This is a genomic window from Amycolatopsis sp. cmx-8-4, assembly GCF_046548675.1.
In the GTDB taxonomy this organism is placed as follows: domain Bacteria; phylum Actinomycetota; class Actinomycetes; order Mycobacteriales; family Pseudonocardiaceae; genus Amycolatopsis.
The window spans coordinates 732617-749889 of sequence record NZ_JAEBDZ010000001.1 but is presented as its reverse complement, the minus strand read 5'-3'; the positions used below and the strand labels follow the sequence as shown (position 1 = coordinate 749889).

General features: G+C 70.0%; 19 protein-coding genes, 1 tRNA gene and 2 pseudogenes. 12 read left to right on the top strand and 10 right to left on the bottom strand.

Annotation, left to right across the window (positions count from 1 at the left end; genetic code table 11):
- Nucleotides 1–84: 84 nt before the first annotated feature.
- The 5 genes from ACLJQZ_RS03685 (at nt 85) to ACLJQZ_RS03665 (ending at nt 3674) form a co-directional block, all read left to right on the top strand.
- Nucleotides 85–729, top strand: coding sequence for a glycosyltransferase family 2 protein (locus tag ACLJQZ_RS03685; protein WP_410618597.1), 645 nt, complete (start codon nt 85–87; stop codon nt 727–729).
- Nucleotides 726–1406, top strand: a complete 681-nt coding sequence (locus ACLJQZ_RS03680; protein WP_410618540.1) for a DUF2064 domain-containing protein — start codon at nt 726–728, stop codon at nt 1404–1406. Before ACLJQZ_RS03685 ends, ACLJQZ_RS03680 begins: the two co-directional genes overlap by 4 nt.
- Nucleotides 1406–2038: a class I SAM-dependent methyltransferase gene (locus tag ACLJQZ_RS03675; protein WP_410618539.1), complete on the top strand. Its 633-nt coding sequence runs from the start codon at nt 1406–1408 to the stop codon at nt 2036–2038. The genes ACLJQZ_RS03680 and ACLJQZ_RS03675 overlap by 1 nt, the downstream gene beginning before the upstream one ends.
- A gap of 71 nt (nt 2039–2109) precedes the next feature.
- Nucleotides 2110–3234 carry a molybdopterin-dependent oxidoreductase gene (locus tag ACLJQZ_RS03670; RefSeq protein WP_410618596.1) on the top strand — a complete coding sequence of 375 codons (1125 nt, stop codon included), beginning with the start codon at nt 2110–2112 and terminating at the stop codon, nt 3232–3234.
- Nucleotides 3231–3674 carry a hypothetical protein gene (locus ACLJQZ_RS03665; protein ID WP_410618538.1) on the top strand — a complete coding sequence of 148 codons (444 nt, stop codon included), beginning with the start codon at nt 3231–3233 and terminating at the stop codon, nt 3672–3674. The genes ACLJQZ_RS03670 and ACLJQZ_RS03665 overlap by 4 nt, the downstream gene beginning before the upstream one ends.
- A 319-nt stretch (nt 3675–3993) precedes the next feature.
- On the opposite strand, the gene ACLJQZ_RS03660 is transcribed toward ACLJQZ_RS03665, so the two are convergent.
- From ACLJQZ_RS03660 to ACLJQZ_RS03625, 8 genes are all read right to left on the bottom strand, one after another.
- Complete coding sequence (locus ACLJQZ_RS03660) at nt 3994–5517, bottom strand: trypsin-like peptidase domain-containing protein (protein ID WP_410618537.1); 1524 nt, start codon at nt 5515–5517, stop codon at nt 3994–3996.
- Between the two features lie 72 nt (nt 5518–5589).
- Nucleotides 5590–6672, bottom strand: coding sequence for a galactose-1-phosphate uridylyltransferase (galT, locus tag ACLJQZ_RS03655; RefSeq protein ID WP_410618536.1), 1083 nt, complete (start codon nt 6670–6672; stop codon nt 5590–5592).
- A complete protein-coding gene (locus ACLJQZ_RS03650) occupies nt 6669–7469 on the bottom strand; it encodes a DeoR/GlpR family DNA-binding transcription regulator (protein ID WP_410618535.1) in 801 nt (266 codons plus the stop codon). Before ACLJQZ_RS03650 ends, galT begins: the two co-directional genes overlap by 4 nt.
- 100 nt (nt 7470–7569) lie before the next feature.
- Nucleotides 7570–7998, bottom strand: coding sequence for a hypothetical protein (locus ACLJQZ_RS03645; RefSeq protein WP_410618534.1), 429 nt, complete (start codon nt 7996–7998; stop codon nt 7570–7572).
- Between the two features lie 56 nt (nt 7999–8054).
- Nucleotides 8055–9473, bottom strand: coding sequence for an ATP-binding protein (locus tag ACLJQZ_RS03640; protein ID WP_410618533.1), 1419 nt, complete (start codon nt 9471–9473; stop codon nt 8055–8057).
- Entirely contained in the window at nt 9470–10162 is a 693-nt protein-coding gene (locus tag ACLJQZ_RS03635; RefSeq protein ID WP_410618532.1) for a response regulator transcription factor, read from the bottom strand. The genes ACLJQZ_RS03640 and ACLJQZ_RS03635 overlap by 4 nt, the downstream gene beginning before the upstream one ends.
- A 68-nt stretch (nt 10163–10230) precedes the next feature.
- The gene (locus tag ACLJQZ_RS03630; protein WP_410618531.1) at nt 10231–10839 is read right to left on the bottom strand and encodes a trimeric intracellular cation channel family protein; all 609 of its coding nucleotides are present in this window, start codon (nt 10837–10839) and stop codon (nt 10231–10233) included.
- The gene (locus ACLJQZ_RS03625; protein WP_247058120.1) at nt 10840–11493 is read right to left on the bottom strand and encodes a response regulator; all 654 of its coding nucleotides are present in this window, start codon (nt 11491–11493) and stop codon (nt 10840–10842) included.
- Between the two features lie 262 nt (nt 11494–11755).
- Here ACLJQZ_RS03625 and ACLJQZ_RS03620 point away from each other — a divergent pair.
- From ACLJQZ_RS03620 to ACLJQZ_RS03610, 3 genes are all read left to right on the top strand, one after another.
- Nucleotides 11756–11828, top strand: a tRNA-Arg gene (locus tag ACLJQZ_RS03620).
- 131 nt (nt 11829–11959) lie between these two features.
- A complete protein-coding gene (locus ACLJQZ_RS03615; protein WP_410618530.1) occupies nt 11960–12430 on the top strand; it encodes a UPF0158 family protein in 471 nt (156 codons plus the stop codon).
- 49 nt (nt 12431–12479) lie between these two features.
- On the top strand, nt 12480–12605 hold the full coding sequence (locus tag ACLJQZ_RS03610) for a hypothetical protein (RefSeq protein ID WP_410618529.1): 126 nt from the start codon (nt 12480–12482) through the stop codon (nt 12603–12605).
- On the opposite strand, the gene ACLJQZ_RS03605 is transcribed toward ACLJQZ_RS03610, so the two are convergent.
- A complete protein-coding gene (locus ACLJQZ_RS03605; RefSeq protein ID WP_410618528.1) occupies nt 12578–12850 on the bottom strand; it encodes a hypothetical protein in 273 nt (90 codons plus the stop codon). The genes ACLJQZ_RS03610 and ACLJQZ_RS03605 overlap by 28 nt on opposite strands.
- Between ACLJQZ_RS03605 and ACLJQZ_RS03600 the strand changes: the two genes are divergently transcribed.
- Both ACLJQZ_RS03600 and ACLJQZ_RS03595 read left to right on the top strand, forming a co-directional pair.
- The gene (locus ACLJQZ_RS03600) at nt 12839–13675 is read left to right on the top strand and encodes a hypothetical protein (protein ID WP_410618527.1); all 837 of its coding nucleotides are present in this window, start codon (nt 12839–12841) and stop codon (nt 13673–13675) included. The two genes, ACLJQZ_RS03605 and ACLJQZ_RS03600, sit on opposite strands and share 12 nt — an antisense overlap.
- A 106-nt stretch (nt 13676–13781) precedes the next feature.
- Nucleotides 13782–14258, top strand: a complete 477-nt coding sequence (locus ACLJQZ_RS03595; protein ID WP_410618526.1) for a hypothetical protein — start codon at nt 13782–13784, stop codon at nt 14256–14258.
- Here ACLJQZ_RS03595 and ACLJQZ_RS03590 read toward each other — a convergent pair.
- Nucleotides 14255–15674: pseudogene (locus tag ACLJQZ_RS03590) on the bottom strand (IS3 family transposase). The gene ACLJQZ_RS03595 and the pseudogene ACLJQZ_RS03590 sit on opposite strands and share 4 nt — an antisense overlap.
- Nucleotides 15675–15871: 197 nt before the next feature.
- On the opposite strand from ACLJQZ_RS03590, the gene ACLJQZ_RS03585 reads away from it, so the two are divergent.
- Nucleotides 15872–16501 (top strand): hypothetical protein, encoded by a 630-nt coding sequence (locus ACLJQZ_RS03585; RefSeq protein ID WP_410618525.1) that lies wholly within the window; start codon nt 15872–15874, stop codon nt 16499–16501.
- A 227-nt stretch (nt 16502–16728) separates the two neighbouring features.
- A pseudogene (locus ACLJQZ_RS03580) lies at nt 16729–17148 on the top strand (helicase-related protein); the annotation flags it as partial.
- Between the last annotated feature and the right edge of the window lie 125 nt (nt 17149–17273).

The following is a 17273-nucleotide window of genomic DNA, read 5'->3' as shown; positions in this document are numbered from 1 at the left end:
GTCAACGTCATGATTCAGTAAGCACCGCAACGGTTTCCCACCGTCCACGATAGACCTACCGTCAGCGGCGTGACTGACTTGGAAGTGGACGTGGTCCTCCCCTGCCTCGACGAGGCGGGCGCCCTGCCCGGTGTGCTCAGCGGGCTGCCGCCGGGCTACCGCGCGATCGTGGTCGACAACGGCTCAGCCGACGGCTCACCCGAAGTGGCCGCCGCGCTCGGCGCGAAGGTGATCCACGAGCCGCGTCGCGGGTACGGCGCGGCCGTGCACACCGGCTTGGAAGCCGCCACCGCGGACATCGTGTGCTTCGCCGACGCCGACGGCTCCCTGGACCTCGCCGACCTGCCGCGGCTGGTGGCGGCGGTCGTGGCCGGCGCCGACCTGGCCGTCGGACGCCGGGTGCCCACCGGCCCCGGGGTCTGGCCGTGGCACGCGCGGGCGGGCAACGTCGTGCTGTCGCTGTTGCTGCGCACCCGCGGACTGCCGGTGCGGGACATCGCGCCGTTGCGCGCCGCGGACCGGCGGGCGCTGCTCGGCCTCGGCGTCACGGATCGCGCGTTCGGCTATCCCCTCGAGCTGCTGATCAGGGCGCAGCGCGCCGGGTGGCGGGTCCGCGAGTTCGACGTCCGGTACGGCGAGCGGGCCAAGGGCACGAAGTCGAAGGTGTCCGGCTCGGTGCGGGGCACGCTGCGCGCGGTCCGCGACGTCGGGCGGGTGCTGGCGCGATGAAGGCCACGTTCGTGCTGCTGGTCGTGGCCAAGGCGCCGGTGCCGGGGTTCGCCAAGACCAGGCTTTGCCCGCCCGCGACACCGGCTCAGGCGGCGGAGATCGCCGCGTCCGCGTTGCTCGACACCCTCGACGCGGCCTGCGCGGTGCCCGGCGCCGCGCCGGTCGTCGCGATGACCGGCGACCTCGACGCCGCCGCCCGGGGCGCCGAAATCGGGCTCGCGCTGCGCCGCGCGACCGTGATCCCGCAGCGTGGCTGGGACTTCGGCGCCCGGCTGGCGAACGCCCACGCCGACGCCGACGCGGTGCACGCCGGCCTCCCGATCCTGCAGATCGGCATGGACACCCCGCAGGTCACGCCGGATTCGCTGGCCGCGACGATCGACCCCGTCCTGCGGAACGGCCGCGACTGCGTGCTCGGCCCGGCCGCGGACGGCGGCTGGTGGGCTCTCGGCCTCACCGACCCGCGGCGGGCGCAGGCCATCGCGGGCGTCCCGATGTCTCGTGACGACACCGGCGAACGCACGCTGCGTGCCCTCATCGCATGCGGGCTGGAGCCGTGGCAAGCGGCCGAACTGTCCGATGTGGACACCATGACCGACGCCCGCCGGGTGGCGCTCGAATGCCCGGACAGCCGGTTCGCCCGCGCCGTCGCGGCCGTTGATCGGGCGGCCGCCTGATGACGGCGCCGGCGAGCACCGGAAGCGAGTTCGACCGCGGCCTGCTCGGCCACCGCTGCTGGCTCGAGCTGCCCAGCGGCGAACGGATCGAGCTGCCGGTCGAGCGCTGGGCCCAGGCGTCCGACGGCGACGAGGTGCTGCTCGACGCCTGCACCGGCCCGACCCTCGACATCGGCTGCGGCCCGGGTCGGCTGACCGCCGCGCTGGCCGAACGCGGCGTCGTCGCGCTGGGTGTGGACAGCTCGCGCACGGCCGTCCGCCTGACCCGCCGCCGTGGCGGGAGTGCGTTGCACCGCAACGTCTTCGACCACGTGCCCGGCGAGGGTCGCTGGCGGCACGTCCTGCTGGCCGACGGCAACATCGGCATCGGCGGCGACCCCGCGGTGCTGCTGCGTCGTGCGGCCGAACTGATCGCCGATGACGGCGACGTCCTGGTCGAGCTGGACCCGCCCGGCGGCGGCCTGCGGCACGAGCGCGTCCGGCTGCGGCCCGGCCACGCCGACGTCGCATGGTTCACCTGGGCCTGGGTCGGCGCGGACGCCATCGCCGAGGTCGCGAACCGCGCCGGGCTGCACGTCGACCGCACCACCCGGCACGGCCACCGCTGGTTCGCCCGGTTGGAGAAGCCGTGAAGCCCAAACGCACGCCCCTCGCGGTGCGCGCGCGCGAAGCGCGAGCGCGGCTGAACGAACGCGTCGAACAACTGCCGATCCCGAAGGAAGAGCAGTTCAAGGCCGCGGCACACAACGAGCGTGTGACGTCGAAGATCGGGCTGGCGCTCGCGGTCACCTTCACGACCTGCTTCGTGACCGGCCTGATCAGCCACTTCATCCAGCACCCGCCGGAGTGGTTCTTCTGGCCGAGCCGCCCGGTCGGGCTCTACCGGGTCACGCAGGGGCTGCACGTGGTCTCCGGCGTGGCGTCGATCCCCTTGCTGCTGGCGAAACTGTGGAGCGTCTACCCGAAGCTGTTCGGCCGGCCGCTGGTCCGCTCACTGCCGCACGCCCTGGAGCGGCTCTCGATCCTGGTGCTCTCGGGTTCGGCGTTCTTCGAGCTGACGACCGGCCTGCTGAACGTCGCGCAGAACTACCCGTGGGCGTTCTACTTCCCGCAGGTCCACTACGCGGTCGCGTGGCTGGCGATCGGGTCGATCCTGGTGCACGTCGCGGTCAAGCTGCCGGTCATCCGCCGCGCGCTGAGCCGGGTCAACTCGGAAGCCGAGGAAACGCCGGCCGTCGGGCTGTCGCGGCGCGGCTTCCTCCGCACCACGGGACTGGCGACCGGCGTCGCGGTGGTCGCCACCGCCGGGGCCACGGTTCCCTTCCTGCGCGGCGTTTCCGGCCTTGCCTGGAAGACGGGCAAGGGCACGCAGGGCCTGCCGGTGAACCGCACGGCCGTGGCCGCGGGCGTCACGCAGACGGCGCGGGCGGCGGTCTGGCGGCTCTCGGTGGTGACCCCGCGCGGCACCACGAAGTTCTCGCTCGACGAGCTGCGCGCCCTGCCGCAGACGACGGCCGAGCTGCCGATCGCGTGCGTCGAAGGCTGGAGCCAGTCGGCGACCTGGCGCGGGATTTCCTTGCCGACACTGCTGAAGGCCACCGGATCACAACCGGGCACGGCGGTGCGGGTGTCCTCTTTGGAGCGTGCCGGGCTGTACGGCGTCAGTGTGCTCCCGGGCGAGCACACGGCCGACGACCTGACGCTGCTCGCGCTGGAGCTCAACGGCGACGTCCTCGACCTCGACCACGGCTTCCCGTGCCGGATCATCGCGCCGAACCGGCCCGGGGTGCTGCAGACGAAGTGGGTCACGAAACTGGAGGCCCTGTGAAGACCGCCCGTGTGCTCCTCGCCTTACCGGGCCTCGCGGCCCTCGTGTGGGGCGTGGTCCTGTTCGCCGACTACGCGCTGCCGTTGCGCCCGGACGTCTTCGGCACGATCGGCTGGCTCGTGGGCGGCCCGATCCTCAACGACGCCATCATCGCCCCACTGACGGCGATCCTCGGCCTCACCTTGGCCCGCGTCCTCCCACGCCCTTGGAAGACCCCGGTGGTGACCGGCACAGTCTTCACGGGCGTCCTGCTGATCCTGGCCTTCCCGCTGCTCTGGCGCCCCTACGGCACGGCCCCCATGCCAGGCCTCCACGACGGCAACCCAGCGCTAGGCCTCACCCTCACCTTGGCCGCAGTCTGGCTGGCAGTAGTCCTCACCGCCCTACGCCACCGCCTGACACCCCACCGCAAGCGCCCCACCCGCCCCCGCCGCACCTAACCGACCCTCCAGGCACGCGACCCGACCTCCCAGGTACGCGAGCCGACCCTCCAGGCACGCAACCCGACCTCCCAGGTACGCGAGCCGTCCATCCAGACACGCGTGATGCCCCTCCAATCACGCGTGATGCCTCCCTGATCACGCGGGATGCCCAGCCAAACACGCGAACAGCCCGTTCGGAAGCCCCCACAAATGCGGCCACGCGCGACCGGCATCGAAATCCGGTCGCGCGTGGCCTTGTGGGTCCGGCCCCGAAAGCTACGGGGGTCGAGCCAAGTTGGTCTCGGCCGCGCCAGGGCGGCCGAGCGTCTGGAATGGATCAGTTGGGGGTGACGGGCTGCCCGCCGAGGGTCACCTCGACCGTGCGGCCACCCTGGAGGGTGAACGTCGCCTTCTCGTCCGGCGCCCGGGTGCGGATCGCGGCGACGAGCGTGTCGGACGAGTCGATGGTGCGGTCGTCGATCTTCGTCACGATGTCGCCCGACTTCAGGCCGGCCTTCTCCGCCGGGCTGCCCGCGGTGATGGCACCGAGCTCGGCGCCGCCCTGCGGGGCGTCCTTGACCTGCGCACCGATGTAGGTCTGCACGGCCTGGCCGGTCTTGATGATCGTGTCCGCCGTGCGGCGGGCCTGGTCGATCGGGATGGCGAAGCCGATGCCGACGTTGCCGCCCTCGGACGCGCCCTGGCCCTGACCCTGGCCACCCTGCCCGGACTGCGGGCTGTAGATCGCCGAGTTGATGCCGATGACCTGGCCGGACATGTTGGCCAGCGGACCGCCCGAGTTGCCCGGGTTGATCGCCGCGTCGGTCTGGACGGCGTCCATCACCGTGGTCTGGTCACCGGTGCTGCCGCCCGCCCGCACCGGCCGGTGCAGCGAGCTGACGATGCCCGAGGTGACCGTGCCGGCCAGCTCGAACGGCGAGCCGATGGCGACGACGGACTGGCCGACGCGCAGGTCGTCGGACCGGCCGATCTCGACCGGGGTCAGGTTGCCGACGCCGTCGACCTTGACCACCGCGATGTCCGTGGTCGGGTCGCGGCCGACGACCTTGGCGGCGGCCTTCCGGCCGTCCTGGAACACGGCCTGGATCTGCCCACCGCCCGCGGCGACCTCGACGACGTGGTTGTTGGTCAGGATGTAGCCGTCGGTGCTGATGACGAACCCGGAGCCCTCGCCGGCCCCCTGCTGCCCGCTCACCTGCAGCTCGACGACGCTCGGCGACAGCTTCTGCGCGACGGACTCGACCGAGCCGGCGGGCGCGTTGCCGGTCTGCTGGGCCGGCTTCGGCGCGTCGAGCGCGTTGCTCGACGGGCCCGACGTCCCGCCCGTCAGGTACCCGACCGTGCCGCCGGCGATGCCGCCGACCAGCAGCGCGACCAGCGCGACGCCGGCGAGCAGCTTGCCGCCGGAACGCTTTTGCTTCGGCGGCGGCGAGGCAGGCGCGTTGTAGATCGACGTGCCGGGCTGCCCGTAGGCGTTCGGCGGCGGGTAGACGCTCTGCTGGGGGTGCCCCTGCGGCGGCGTCTGCGCCCCCGGCGCGGACCAGGGGTTCGCGTTCTGCGCCCCGTAGGACGGATCGGCCCCCGTGACCGCGTGGTAGGACGGCTCGGCCGGCGCCGCGTAGTGCGGAGTGCCCCCGGACGGGGTCGCCGTGCTGCCCGGGTCGCCGTAGGGACTGCCGGACGCGCTCTGCTCGCCATACGGACTGGCGGGCGCGCTTTGCTCGCCGTAAGGACTCCCGGCCCAACCGCCCTGAGCGGCATCCTGCCCGGAGCCGGGCTGGGCGTCCGCGGAAGGCCGCGGGGTCGCGGGGTCGTGCGCGGTGGGGTCGTTCTCGGTCATGTCATCACCTTGCGGGACGGTCCTGAGAGGTTCCTGAGCCGAACCTGTGCATCGGAGATGAGTATGGCCGGGTCACCCCGCCGCGCGGAGCCGTTCCGCGATTTGTTCCGGTGTCGCGTCGTTCACCCAGACCGCCATGCCCGATTCGGACCCCGCCAAGTACTTGAGCTTGTCCTTCGCGCGCAACACGGAGAACAGCTCCAGGTGGAGCCAGCCGAGCTCGCGGTCCTGGCGCACCGGCGCCTGGTGCCACGCCGCGATGTAGGGCAACGGCCGGTCGTACAGGGCGTCACAGCGGCGCAGGACGTCCAGGTAGACGTCGGCGAAGTCGTCCCGCTCGGCGTCGGTCAGCGCGGGGATGTCCGGAACCTGCCGGTGCGGCACGATCTGGACCTGGACCGGCCAGCGGGCCGCCGGCGGCACGAACGCCGTCCAGTGCTCGCCGGACGTCACGACGCGCGCGCCGGACTTGCGTTCGGCCGCCAGGACGTCGCCGAGCACCGGGCGGCCGTGTTCGGCCTGGTAGGCGCGCGCGACGTCGAGCATGCGCGCGGTCCGGGGCGTGACGAACGGGTAGCCGTAGATCTGCCCGTGCGGGTGGGACAGCGTGACGCCGATCTCCTCACCGCGGTTCTCGAACGGGAAGACCTGCTCCACACCGGGCACTTCGGACAGTCCGGCGGTCCGGTCGGCCCAGGCGTCCACCACGGCCCGCACCTGCTTCGGGGTCAGGCCGGCGAAGGAACCGTCGTGGTTGCTCGTGAAGCAGACGACCTCGCAGCGCCCCCGCCCCGGCTTGACCGGCACCAGCCCGAGACCGTCCACAGTGGTCGGTTCGCCGGTCACATCCTCGGCGAAGGACGGAAAGCGATTCTCGAACACGACGACGTCGTAGTCGCTTTCCGGGATCTCACTGGGTTTGCCGGGCTTGCTCGGACACAGTGGACAGAGGTCGGCGGGCGGCTTGTACGTCCGCGTCTGCCGGTGCGCGGCCATCGCGACCCACTCGTGGGTCAGCGGGTCGAGCCGGATCTCCGACGCGGCCGAAACCGGCGGCAGGTCGCGGGTGTCCTCGGCGACGCGCTCGGGCGCGCCGGGCTGGTCGAAATAGATGATCTCCCGGCCATCGGCCAGGCGTCGTGACGTGCGCTTCACGCTTCTTCAGCCTCGACTGTCTCCGCCGTCTCGGCGATCATGAGTTCCCCTGCCCTTTCGGCGAGTATTTCCCTGGCGTCGGCGGGAATCCCGTCGTCGGTGACGACGACGTCGGCCTCGTCCAGATCGGCGATCGTCGAGATGCCGACGGTGCCCCACTTGGTGTGGTCGGCGAGCACGACCAGCTTGCGCCCGGCCTCGACCAGTGCGCGGTCGGTCTCGCTCTCGGTCAGGTTCGGCGTCGTGAACCCCGGCCCGTCGGACATCCCGTGCACGCCGAGGAAGACGACGTCGAGGTGCAGCGACCGCAGGCTGTGCACGGCGACCGGCCCGACCAGCGCGTCCGACGGCGTCCGCACGCCGCCGGTGAGCACGACGGTGCGATCCGGCTGCGTCGACCCGCGCAGGACGTCCGCGACCTGGATCGAGTTGGTCACGATGGTGAGCCCGGAGATCGCGTCGAGCGCCCGCGCGAGCGTCCACGTGGTGGTGCCGGCGGAGATGCCGATCGCGGTGCCCGGCCGGACGAGGTTCGCCGCGAGCTCGGCGATCGCTTCCTTCTGCGCGCGCTGGCGGACGGACTTGGCCTCGAAACCGGGTTCGTCGGTGCTCTTGCCGACGATCGACGTGGCACCGCCGTAGACCTTCTCGACGAGCCCGCGCCCGGCGAGGACGTCCAGGTCGCGGCGCACCGTCATGTCGGACACGCCCAGCCTGGTCACGAGGTCACTGACCCGGACCGCACCGGTCCGGCGTGCCTCTTCCAGGATCACCGCCTGTCGCTGACGCGCCAGCACCGTTCACTCCGTCCCGAGTCGGCTCCCCAACCACACAAAATCCTACACGATTCAACACGGTATCCGCTGAGGCGATCGGGGTGAACTTTGAAACACCAGGTCACAGGCCGGGAACCAGGAGGGGCAGCAGAACACCCCAGCCGAACAACACCACCACCGGCGACACGAGCGCAACCCGCCAGGCCTGCGGCAGCGCGTCGGAGGTGACCAGCGCGGCCAGCACGTAACAGGCCGCGACCACGGGGAAGTACAGCACGAGCGGCCAGGTCCGCATGCCGCTCAGCGTCGCAGTCAGGGCCAACGCGACCAGCGGGCCGCCGAGTGCGACCTGCCACGCGCGGCGGACGCGGGCCACCCCCATGACCGCCCAGGCGAGCAGGACGGCGGCCAGCACCACGAGCGGGACCAGCACGACGGGAAGGAGGACACAGCCGCCTCCGGTGCACCAGCCGGTCGTCGGCACCTGCGTCACGGTCAGCGCCGCGACCACGCCGGCTCCCCCGGCGACCAGGCATCGACGCAGCACCATGCGCCGATCCTGGCCGACACCACGGCGGCCGTCCCGGGAGTTACCCGACTGCGACCTCAGCCGGGCGCACCCGGCAGCCGGATCGTCATCAGCGCGCCGCCCTCCGGCGCTCGCGCGGCGTAGACCGCCCCGCCGTGACGCTCGGCCGCGTGCTTGACGATCGCGAGGCCGAGCCCGGAACCGGGCAGCGTCCGCGCCTCCGACGAGCGGTAGAAGCGGTCGAACACCTTCGGCAGGTCCTCCTCGGCGATGCCCGGGCCGGCGTCCGCCACCTCGACCACCGCCGTACCGTCGCCGAGCGGGTAGAGCCGCACCCAGACCGTCGCGTCCGGCGGCGAGAACTTCACCGCGTTGTCCAGCAGGTTCAGGATGGCGCGTTCGATCGAGCTGTTGTCCCCGGTGAGCACCCACGGCTGCAGCGAGACGTCGAAGTTGATCTCGCCCGCGCGGCGCCGCGCCCGGTCCAGCGCGCGCTCGACGACGTCCAGCAGCTCGACGCGCTCGAAGCGTTCGCGCGGCTCGTCCTGGCGCGCGAGCTCGACGAGGTCGCCGATGAGCTGGGTCAGCTCGTCGAGCTGGCCGCTGATGTCCGCGACGATGTCGACGCGGTCGGCGTCCGGCAGCGGCGGCGCGCCCGGCTTGCTCGCGGCGAGCAACAGTTCGAGGTTGGTGCGCAGCGACGTCAACGGCGTCCGCAGCTCGTGGCCCGCGTCCGCGACCAGCTGGCGCTGCCGCTCCTGCGAGTCCGCGACCGTGCCGAGCATGGTGTTGAACGTCTGGGTGAGGCGGGCCAGCTCGTCGTCGCCGCTGACCGGGATCGGCCGCAGGTCGCCGGTCTTGGAGACGCGCTCGGCGGCCGACGTCAGCCGGTCGACCGGGCGCAGGCCGGCGCGCGCGACCGCGGTGCCCGCCGCGGCGGCGACCAGGATGCCCGCCCCGCCGATCAGGAACAGCACCAGCGCGAGCTCGTTCAGCGTGCGCTTGGTCGGGCCCATCGACTGGGCCAGCACGATGGCCTCGCCGTGCCCGGAGGGCAGCGCGACGACGCGGCTGTCCGTGTGGAAGTCCGTCCGCAGCGACTGCGCCGAATCGCCGTTGGCGACGTCGAGCTCCCGCTGGTCGAACGGCGGCGCCGAGCTCGACAGCGGGTAGGTCATCACGGCGTGCTGGACGTCGGGGGCGGCGTTGAGCTGCCCGATCTGCAGGTCCGCGCTCGCCAGGAAGGCGCCGGGGACCTGCCGCAGCTCGGTCTGCACCTGCGGCGAGTTGACCGCCGCCTCGGCGCGCGCGACGAGGCCGTCGTCCAGCTGCTGGTAGAGGTTGCTGCTGACGACCATGTACGCGCCGAGGGAGACCAGCGCGACGGCGCCGGCCACACAGGCCGCGGCGAGCAGCGTCACCCGGCCGCGCAGGGAGAACCGGCGCGTACCCCAGCGGGTGCCGCGCGGGTCCTCCTCCCCTGGCGGGTCGATCACGGCGGGGTTTCCCTCAGGACGTAACCCACCCCCCGCACCGTGTGGATCAGCCTCGGCTCCGCTTCGGCCTCCGTCTTGCGGCGCAAATAGCCGACGTAGACCTCCAGGGCGTTGCCCGACGTCGGGAAGTCGTAACCCCATACTTCCTCCAGTATCCGGCCCCGCGTGAGGACGTGCTTCGGGTAGGAAAGGAACAGCTCCAGCAGTGCGAACTCGGTCCGGGTCAGGCTGATCTCGCGGCCGCCGCGGCGGACCTCGCGCGTGCCCGGGTCGAGGGTGAGGTCCGCGAAGGACAGTGTCTCGGACGCCTGTCCGTTGGGCCCCTCCGGGACGGCGCGGCGCAGCAGCGCACGCAGCCTGGCGAGCAGTTCCTCGAGCGCGAACGGTTTCGGCAGGTAGTCGTCGGCGCCGGCGTCCAGCCCGGACACCCGGTCCGAGACGGTGTCGCGGGCCGTCAGCACGAGGATCGGCAGGTCGTCACCGGTGCTGCGCAGGCGGCGGGCGACCTCCAGGCCGTCGAGCCGCGGCATCATGACGTCCAGGACCATCGCGTCCGGCCGGTTGGCGATGATCGCCTCCAGCGCCTGCGCACCGTCGCCGGCCAGCTCGACCTGGTAACCGTTGAACTCCAGGGACCGCCGGAGCGAATCACGGACGGCGCGGTCGTCGTCCACCACAAGGATGCGCATGGCGACAGTTTTACTCAGCGTGCTGAGACTCGCCTAAGAACACACACAGAACACACAAAGAGTTTCTCTCACTCCGGACCGCGCGCGACCGGCGCGTTCCAGTGCCGCCAGAGCGCGAGCATCCGCACGGCCACCACGGCCGCGGCCGCCACGACGGTGACCGGCCCCTCGGGCAGTCGCAGAGCGTGACCGATGGCGACGAGCACCGAGCCGGCCAGCGCGGCCACGGCGTAGATCTCCTTCCGCAGGACCAGCGGGATTTCCCGGAGCAGCAGGTCGCGCACGGCGCCACCGCCGATCCCGGTCGTCATGCCGATCAAGCACGCGGCGTAGACGGTCGCGCCGGCATTGAGCGCGATGGTCGTCCCGGCGGTGGCGAACACGCCGAGGCCGAGCGCGTCGGCGAGCAGCACGCCCCGCCGCAGCCGCGCGACCTGCGGATGGAAGGCGAACACGACGAGCGCCGTCACCGCGCAGACGGCGAGGTAGGGCCAGTTCCGCAGCGTCGTCGGCGGGTGGATGCCGAGCAGGACGTCCCGGATGACCCCACCGCCGAGCGCGGTGGTGAGCCCGACCACGACGACGCCGAAGACGTCGAGCCGGGCCCGCACGGCGGCCAGCGCCCCGGACGCCGCGAAGGCGACGAGCCCGAGGACCTCCAGCGCCGTGAGCAGCATCTATTGGTCGAGCAGGCCACCGCGGTAGGCCAGCAGCGCGGCCTGCACGCGGTTGGCCGCCCCGATCTTGGAGAGCACGGCGGAGACGTACCCCTTGACGGTGGCTTCGGACAGGTGGAGCCGTCCCCCGATCTCGGCGTTGCTGAGACCCTGCCCGATCAACGCGACGACCTCGCGTTCCCGTTCGGACAGCGAGGCGAGCAGCTTGCGAGCCGGCTGAGCAGCACGTTGTTCGTCCCGGTGCGACTGCACCATCCGCGCGGCCACCCCCGGATCGAGGACGGCACCGCCCTTGGCCAGGTCACGCACGGCCCGGAGCAGCGCGGCGGGGTCGATGTCCTTGAGCAGGAAGCCGTTGGCCCCGAGCCGCAACGCGAGGCTCACGTACTCGTCGATGTCGAAGGTGGTCAGCATGGCGACGGTGGGCGGATCGGGCAGCGCGAGGATGGCCCGCAGCGCCCGGATGCCATCGTCGGGCGCGCGCATCTTGATGTCGAGAAGGGCCACGTCAGGGTGATAACGGCGAGCGACTTCCACCGCGGATCTGCCGTCGCTCGCCTCGCCCACGATCTCGATGTCCTGGGCCCCGGACATCATCGCGCGCAACCCCGAGCGCACCAGTTCCTCGTCGTCGGCGAACATGAGCTTGATCAACGAAGCCCTCCGCAACAGCCAGTAGGAGGCGGCTCCCCGCGTCCCGTTAACGAAGGTTACCTACTGTTGTTCAGCAGTTCGAAACCAGACACGACCAGGTGAGCTGCTGGTCCGACCAGGTCAGGTGCCGTCGGCCCACCCTGGAGGTGTACGGCCGCCGTCAGAACCACTCAGTCGGGTGACGACGTAGGTCGGGTTACTCCATCCGTGCCCCTGCGCCTGCGCGTGTCCCGGGCCCGGTACGCTGGGCCTGGCAGTACACGCCCTCGTAGCTCAGGGGATAGAGCACCGCTCTCCTAAAGCGGGTGTCGCAGGTTCGAATCCTGCCGGGGGCACAGCCCGAACATGCAGATCGATCATTTGCCCGCGAAAACATCCCTCTACTCGCCCTGGACCGAGGTCGGCTGGCCAATCCGCCCCCGGCGGAAGCCGACCGGGTCGGAGCGAGCACGGATAGTCTGTCCACATGCTCGGCTTGGACAAGTTCGACCTCGGTGAGATCGCGACGGCCCTGCAGGACCAGACCGATCACGATCACCTTCACCTGGTCAACCCGCAGACAGGCGAGATCGAATTCTGGACCCGGGACTGCGGGATCGACGGCGAGCACCCGGTCGACCTCGACGACCTGGACCTGATCGCGATCAACCCACTGCCGTCCTACGTCTGGTACCAGGACATGGCGGACTTCGCGGAAAGTATCAGCGACGAACTGGCCGGCGGACGGCTGGCGAGAGCCATCCGCGGCAAGGGCGCCTTCCGCCGGTTCAAGGACGAGTTGCGCGAGGAGTACCCGGAGCTTCTCACCATCTGGTACGAGTTCAGCGACGTCCGCGCGCAACGTCGCGCGGTCGAATGGCTTGCCGAACATTCACTCGTCGACCTTGATACCGCCCGCCGATTCGGCGCGGAGCACGCCGATCCTGACCTGCCGTGAAGCGACACACCAGGAGTATCGCCCCGCAGGCGACCGGTAGAGTGCCGAAATGGCCACGCAGTCCCCTTCAGCTGCCGATACCGTCCCCTCGATCGACGAGCTGATCGACCGCGCCGGGGATCTGAAAGGCGAACTGATCGCGTTCTCTCAGAGTCCAAGTTCCGGACGCACCTGAACGCGCGGCTGGTCGACGCTGCCGATCAGCTTGGCTACCTGGACGAAGGCACGGCCGTCCTCACCATCAACCACTTCGCGCTCCAACACCGGCTCCGCGACGGCCGTACCGTCGTCGAGCAGTTCGTCGCGCGGCGGCAGCCGCCGCTTCCGGAGGACGAGCAGGAGATGGTGCTCGGCTGGCGTGACGTCGTCGAGGGGTGCTTCGAGGTCCGGCGGCTCGATGGTGACGCCGTGGAACTCCACAACCTTCTCGACGATCTCGTCTATCGCGTCCACTCCAATATGGGGCGCCAAGCGTTCTCCCAGCTGCGCCAAGGAATGTTCGTCATCAGCCGGATCGTGCCGGTCCATCCGGCAACCGACGCCTGGCTGGTCAGCGGGCACCTCGCCGTGTTCCCCCGGTCGCAGCGCCACCAGATCGCCCAAAACGCCGCGCAGGAGATCGTCGCCCGTCCGGAACTGCTCCGCCGCAACCCCGCCATACTCCAAGAGGGCTGGGACCTACAGGCCGAGCACCGCGCGGAGTTCATCGCCCAGGTCGGCTCCGACCTCACGGTGCTGGCACCGCACGAGGCCCAGAAGACCTTGCGCGAGCACTACCGCCGCCTGCAGACGAAAGTGACTGCGAAACTCGACGGCAATGGCGCGCGCACCGGTCCCAAGCCTGAAGAGCTCGGGCAGCTGCCCGACGAACTTCTGGACGCCGACACCATCGCACTGGTCTATGACGAGGTCGAGGGACTCAACTACTACCGCGACTTCGGCCGTCTCGACGCTCTCTTCGCCGACCCTTCGCTGGCCGACGACCGCGCCAATCTCACTCAGCTGCGCGGATACCTCCACGACGATTCGGTCTCACCGCTGGCGATCCGCCGCCTGGTCGAACGCCATCCCGACGGCGCCGATCCGGTCTTCCGCGCGCTGCTGCGCAAGCCCGGCTTCTTCTGGTCGCGCGACGGGGAGAAACTGCTCGGGCGCCACAAGAAGGCGTTCTTCGATAGCGAACCGCTGCCCAGCGTCTCGCTGGTCGGCAACCGCCTCGCGGAACTTCTGCGTGCCACCAGGTGAGCGGGCAGCACTCGTAGAGGCAGAGCGGATCCGTCGGCTGATCGACGGGCTGCGGCGCGATAGGCGGACGCATCCGGCGCATGAGAGGCGTGCGTATTCTCAGCTGATGAGAGAGGTCGTTGCCGCGTGCGACGCACTCATCGAGCGCGAGCCCGACCTGGTGCCCGCCCTCACGCGGCGCGCGGTCGACCTCGTGACGACGGCGCTGATGTACCTGGACGATTCGTCCGGGAACCTGGGCGACGACCTTCGCGCGCTGATGGCAGTGCACGCGCGTGCCTGCGCGGCGGCGGCGCCCGATCGGAAGCGGCTGGCAGCGTGGCTGGTGAAGGTGCGCCTCGACGGGCCGGGCTGGCCGGACTTCGAACTGCGCGACTACGCGGCCGCGCTCGGGGCAAAGGGCTGCGCTGAACTGGCGCGCCTGGTCGAGGGCCGGGCCAGGACCGCGGACCCAGGCGGGCACGGCATGGTCTCTTTCGGGGTCCTCGTGTTGCGTGAGCAGCTCGCCGAGATCTCCGGCGATCTCGACCACTACGTCGCCGTGCCGGAATTTGTCAAGGTGAGTGAGACCAGTGGGTGTTAGGCGGCTTCGGGTTCGGTGTCTTGGTTGTTGCCGTCGGCTGGTCGGTTGATCCAGACGGTGTCGGGGAGATCGAGCACCTTCGGCGCCGTGATGATGCCACCGAACCGGTGCGGATGCCTGGCGCGGGCCTCGGCGAGCACGACGCGCCGGTCGGCGGCTTTGGCGGCTGCCAGCCCGAAGTGGACGTCGGCGGGCGTGTGCAGGCCGATGCCGGTGTGTCGATGTTCGTGGTTGTATCACTGGGTGAATTCGTCCATGAACTTCCTTGCCTCCGACAGCGATCCGAAGCATTCAGGGAATTCCGGGCCATATTTCAAGGTCTTGAACAGTGATTCCGAGTACGGGTTGTCGTTGGACACGCGGGTCTTGAGTGTGATCGGGTGACCTCGAGATCGGCGAGCAGGACCGCGACGGTTTTGCTGGTCATCGACGTGCCCCGGTCAGCGTGCACGACCTGCGGGACGCCGTGGACGGTGAAGATCTGTTCCATCAGCTCCTTCGCCAGGACACCGGATTCATGGGCGTCGACATGGACTCCGACGATGAACCGGGAGTAGATGTCGATCATCATGTACGCGTCGAAGTAGGTGCCTTTCACCGGCCCTGCGAGCTTGGTGATGTCCCAGCTGTAGACCTGCCGGGCCGCGGTCGCGACCAGTTCCGGACAGACGGCCGCGGGATGACGCGCCAACCGGCGGCGTTCCTTGACCTGCTTATTCTCCGCCAGCACCCGATACATCGTGGACACCGAGCACAGGTAGACGCCCTCATCAAGCAGATGGGCGTAGATCTGCAGCGGAGCCAGGTCCACGAACCGTGTGCCGGTGAGCATCTCGATGATCCGTCGGCGTTCGGAAACGGTCAGCTTGTTGACCGGGTCCGGCGCCGGTTGCGGCACGACGACTGGCGTGGGCGCGGCGGCAGCCTTGCCGTGCCGGATCGCCGTCGAGCACACCAGACCGGTCAACTGGGCGGCTTGCCTGGTCGGCACACCATCAGCGGTCATCGACGCATAGGCGTGGGTCAACGCTTCTTGTGCTTCTCGTCGGAATCCGCTCTCTCGGAAAGACCTTCCAAGAGAGCGTGCGCTTTTCCCATGATGTCCAGGGCAGTCTCGGTGGTATTCAACCGTTTGTTCAAACGGGCGTTTTCCTGCGTGAGCCGGGCGATCTCAGCTTGCTCCGCGGACAGCTTCCCGACCTTCGCGCCCGGTTTCTTGCCTGTCAGCACGCCGGCATCGCGTTGCTTGCGCCACTCGCTGATCAACGAGGAGTACAAGCCTTCCCGCCGCAGATACCCGCCGCCGTCGTGCTGCTCGCACGCTGCCTCGTAGGCGTCCAGGTGGGCGAGTTTCTCCGACGCGGTGAACGTACGCCGCCGCCGCGGCCCGTCACTGCGCGGGTACTGGGAAGCCATCCGCTCATTATCGCCCTCGACCAGCGAGGACATGCTCGTGCGGGTCATCTCAGTCGATCCGTATCTCGCCCTGCGTCAGGCCGGGTTGCTGTGAACCAGTGGACTCAACTCACCCTGACACGCAGGGTGCTGGCCGAAAATCTTTACGCCGTGCCCCAGTATCTCAAGATCGTCATCGCCTTCGAGACGCGGGCCGCGTGGCCGAAGCCGAGAGCTGGGCCTTACGCGGGTTGAAGATCGACAATTCGATCGGCAAGGACGAGCTTCGGGACGTCTACGTGGACTTGCTGCTCGAACGCGGAGCCACTGACGACGCGCTCGCCCTGCGGTGGACACTGTTCGACCGGCACCCGACCCGAGCCCACTATCACGACCTGCGCCGCACCACGGAGCGCACCGGCGGCCGGCCCGGCTTGCGAGACAAGGCGATCGGCCGGCTACGGGACGCCTCCACCAGCCGGCCCGGCTTCGCTGACCAGCTCATCGCGGTGTTCGTCGACGAAGGCGAACTGGACAACGCCTGGGAGACGGCGGTCGGCCACTCCGGCGACCTGCCCGAGTCGCGCTGGCATCAGCTCATCGACCTGCGCCAACCCGCCCACCCGCAGGACGTGATCGAGCCCTGGCAACGGCTCATCCAGTCGCGGCTGACGCCAGTACCGACAAGTACCGGTACCCGAAAGCCATCAAGATGGCTCCGGTACCTCCGCGACGCCTACGCAGCCACTGACAACGCAGCCGCCTTCGCGGCGTACCTCGGCCGGCTACGAGAACTTCACAAACGCAAGACAGCATTCATCGCCAAGCTCGACCGCGTCGACCTGTGACACACCGGCGTGGCGGTCGCGAGCCTGCCAACGGCCTCCGCTAGCCTCGGCGCGAACACAACCCTTCTCGCCGGAGGCTCCCCATACTGGTCCTGCACGGGTTCTGGTTCCCTGGCAACGGCTAGTGCCTGAGGGGCAAGGATTCCGAAGGCACGGTCACGAGCCCGAGCCAAGCGTTCGGTCGGCCCGGCCGCATCCGTTCGCGGCGCCCGCGAGCACGGCCGCCACGATTCGGAACCGACGGCGCCTATCTCCACGGGGGCACACCGAAAAGCGCCGGGACGACCTGGTCACCCGGTTCCAGCCCGCCGATGGCCCGCCGATCCTCCTGCTGTCGCTCAAGGCAGGCGGCACCGGGTTGAATCTCATCGCCGCCAACCACGTGATCCACCTCGACCGATGGTGGAACACCGCGGTGGAGAACCAGGCCACCGACCGCGCCTTCCGCATCGGCCAGAAACGCAAACGTGCAGGTGCGCAAGTTCATCTGCACCGGAACGCTCGAAGAAAAGATCGACGAAATGATCGAGGAGAAGAAAGCACTGGCCGACCTCGCGATCAACGACGGCGAAGGCCGGCTCACCGAGCTGTCCACCCGCGACTTGCGCAGCCTGTTCGCCCTGTCGGAAGGGGCCGTCGGTGAGTAGCAACTGGTATCCGCCACCTCCTCGCCCACGAGTGGTCGAGGGCGGCTTGAAGGCCCGCAGCTTGTTCCCCACCTCGGCCGGCCAGCTGTCGATGGACTGCTCTTGCCCGGTTCAACGACGATCCA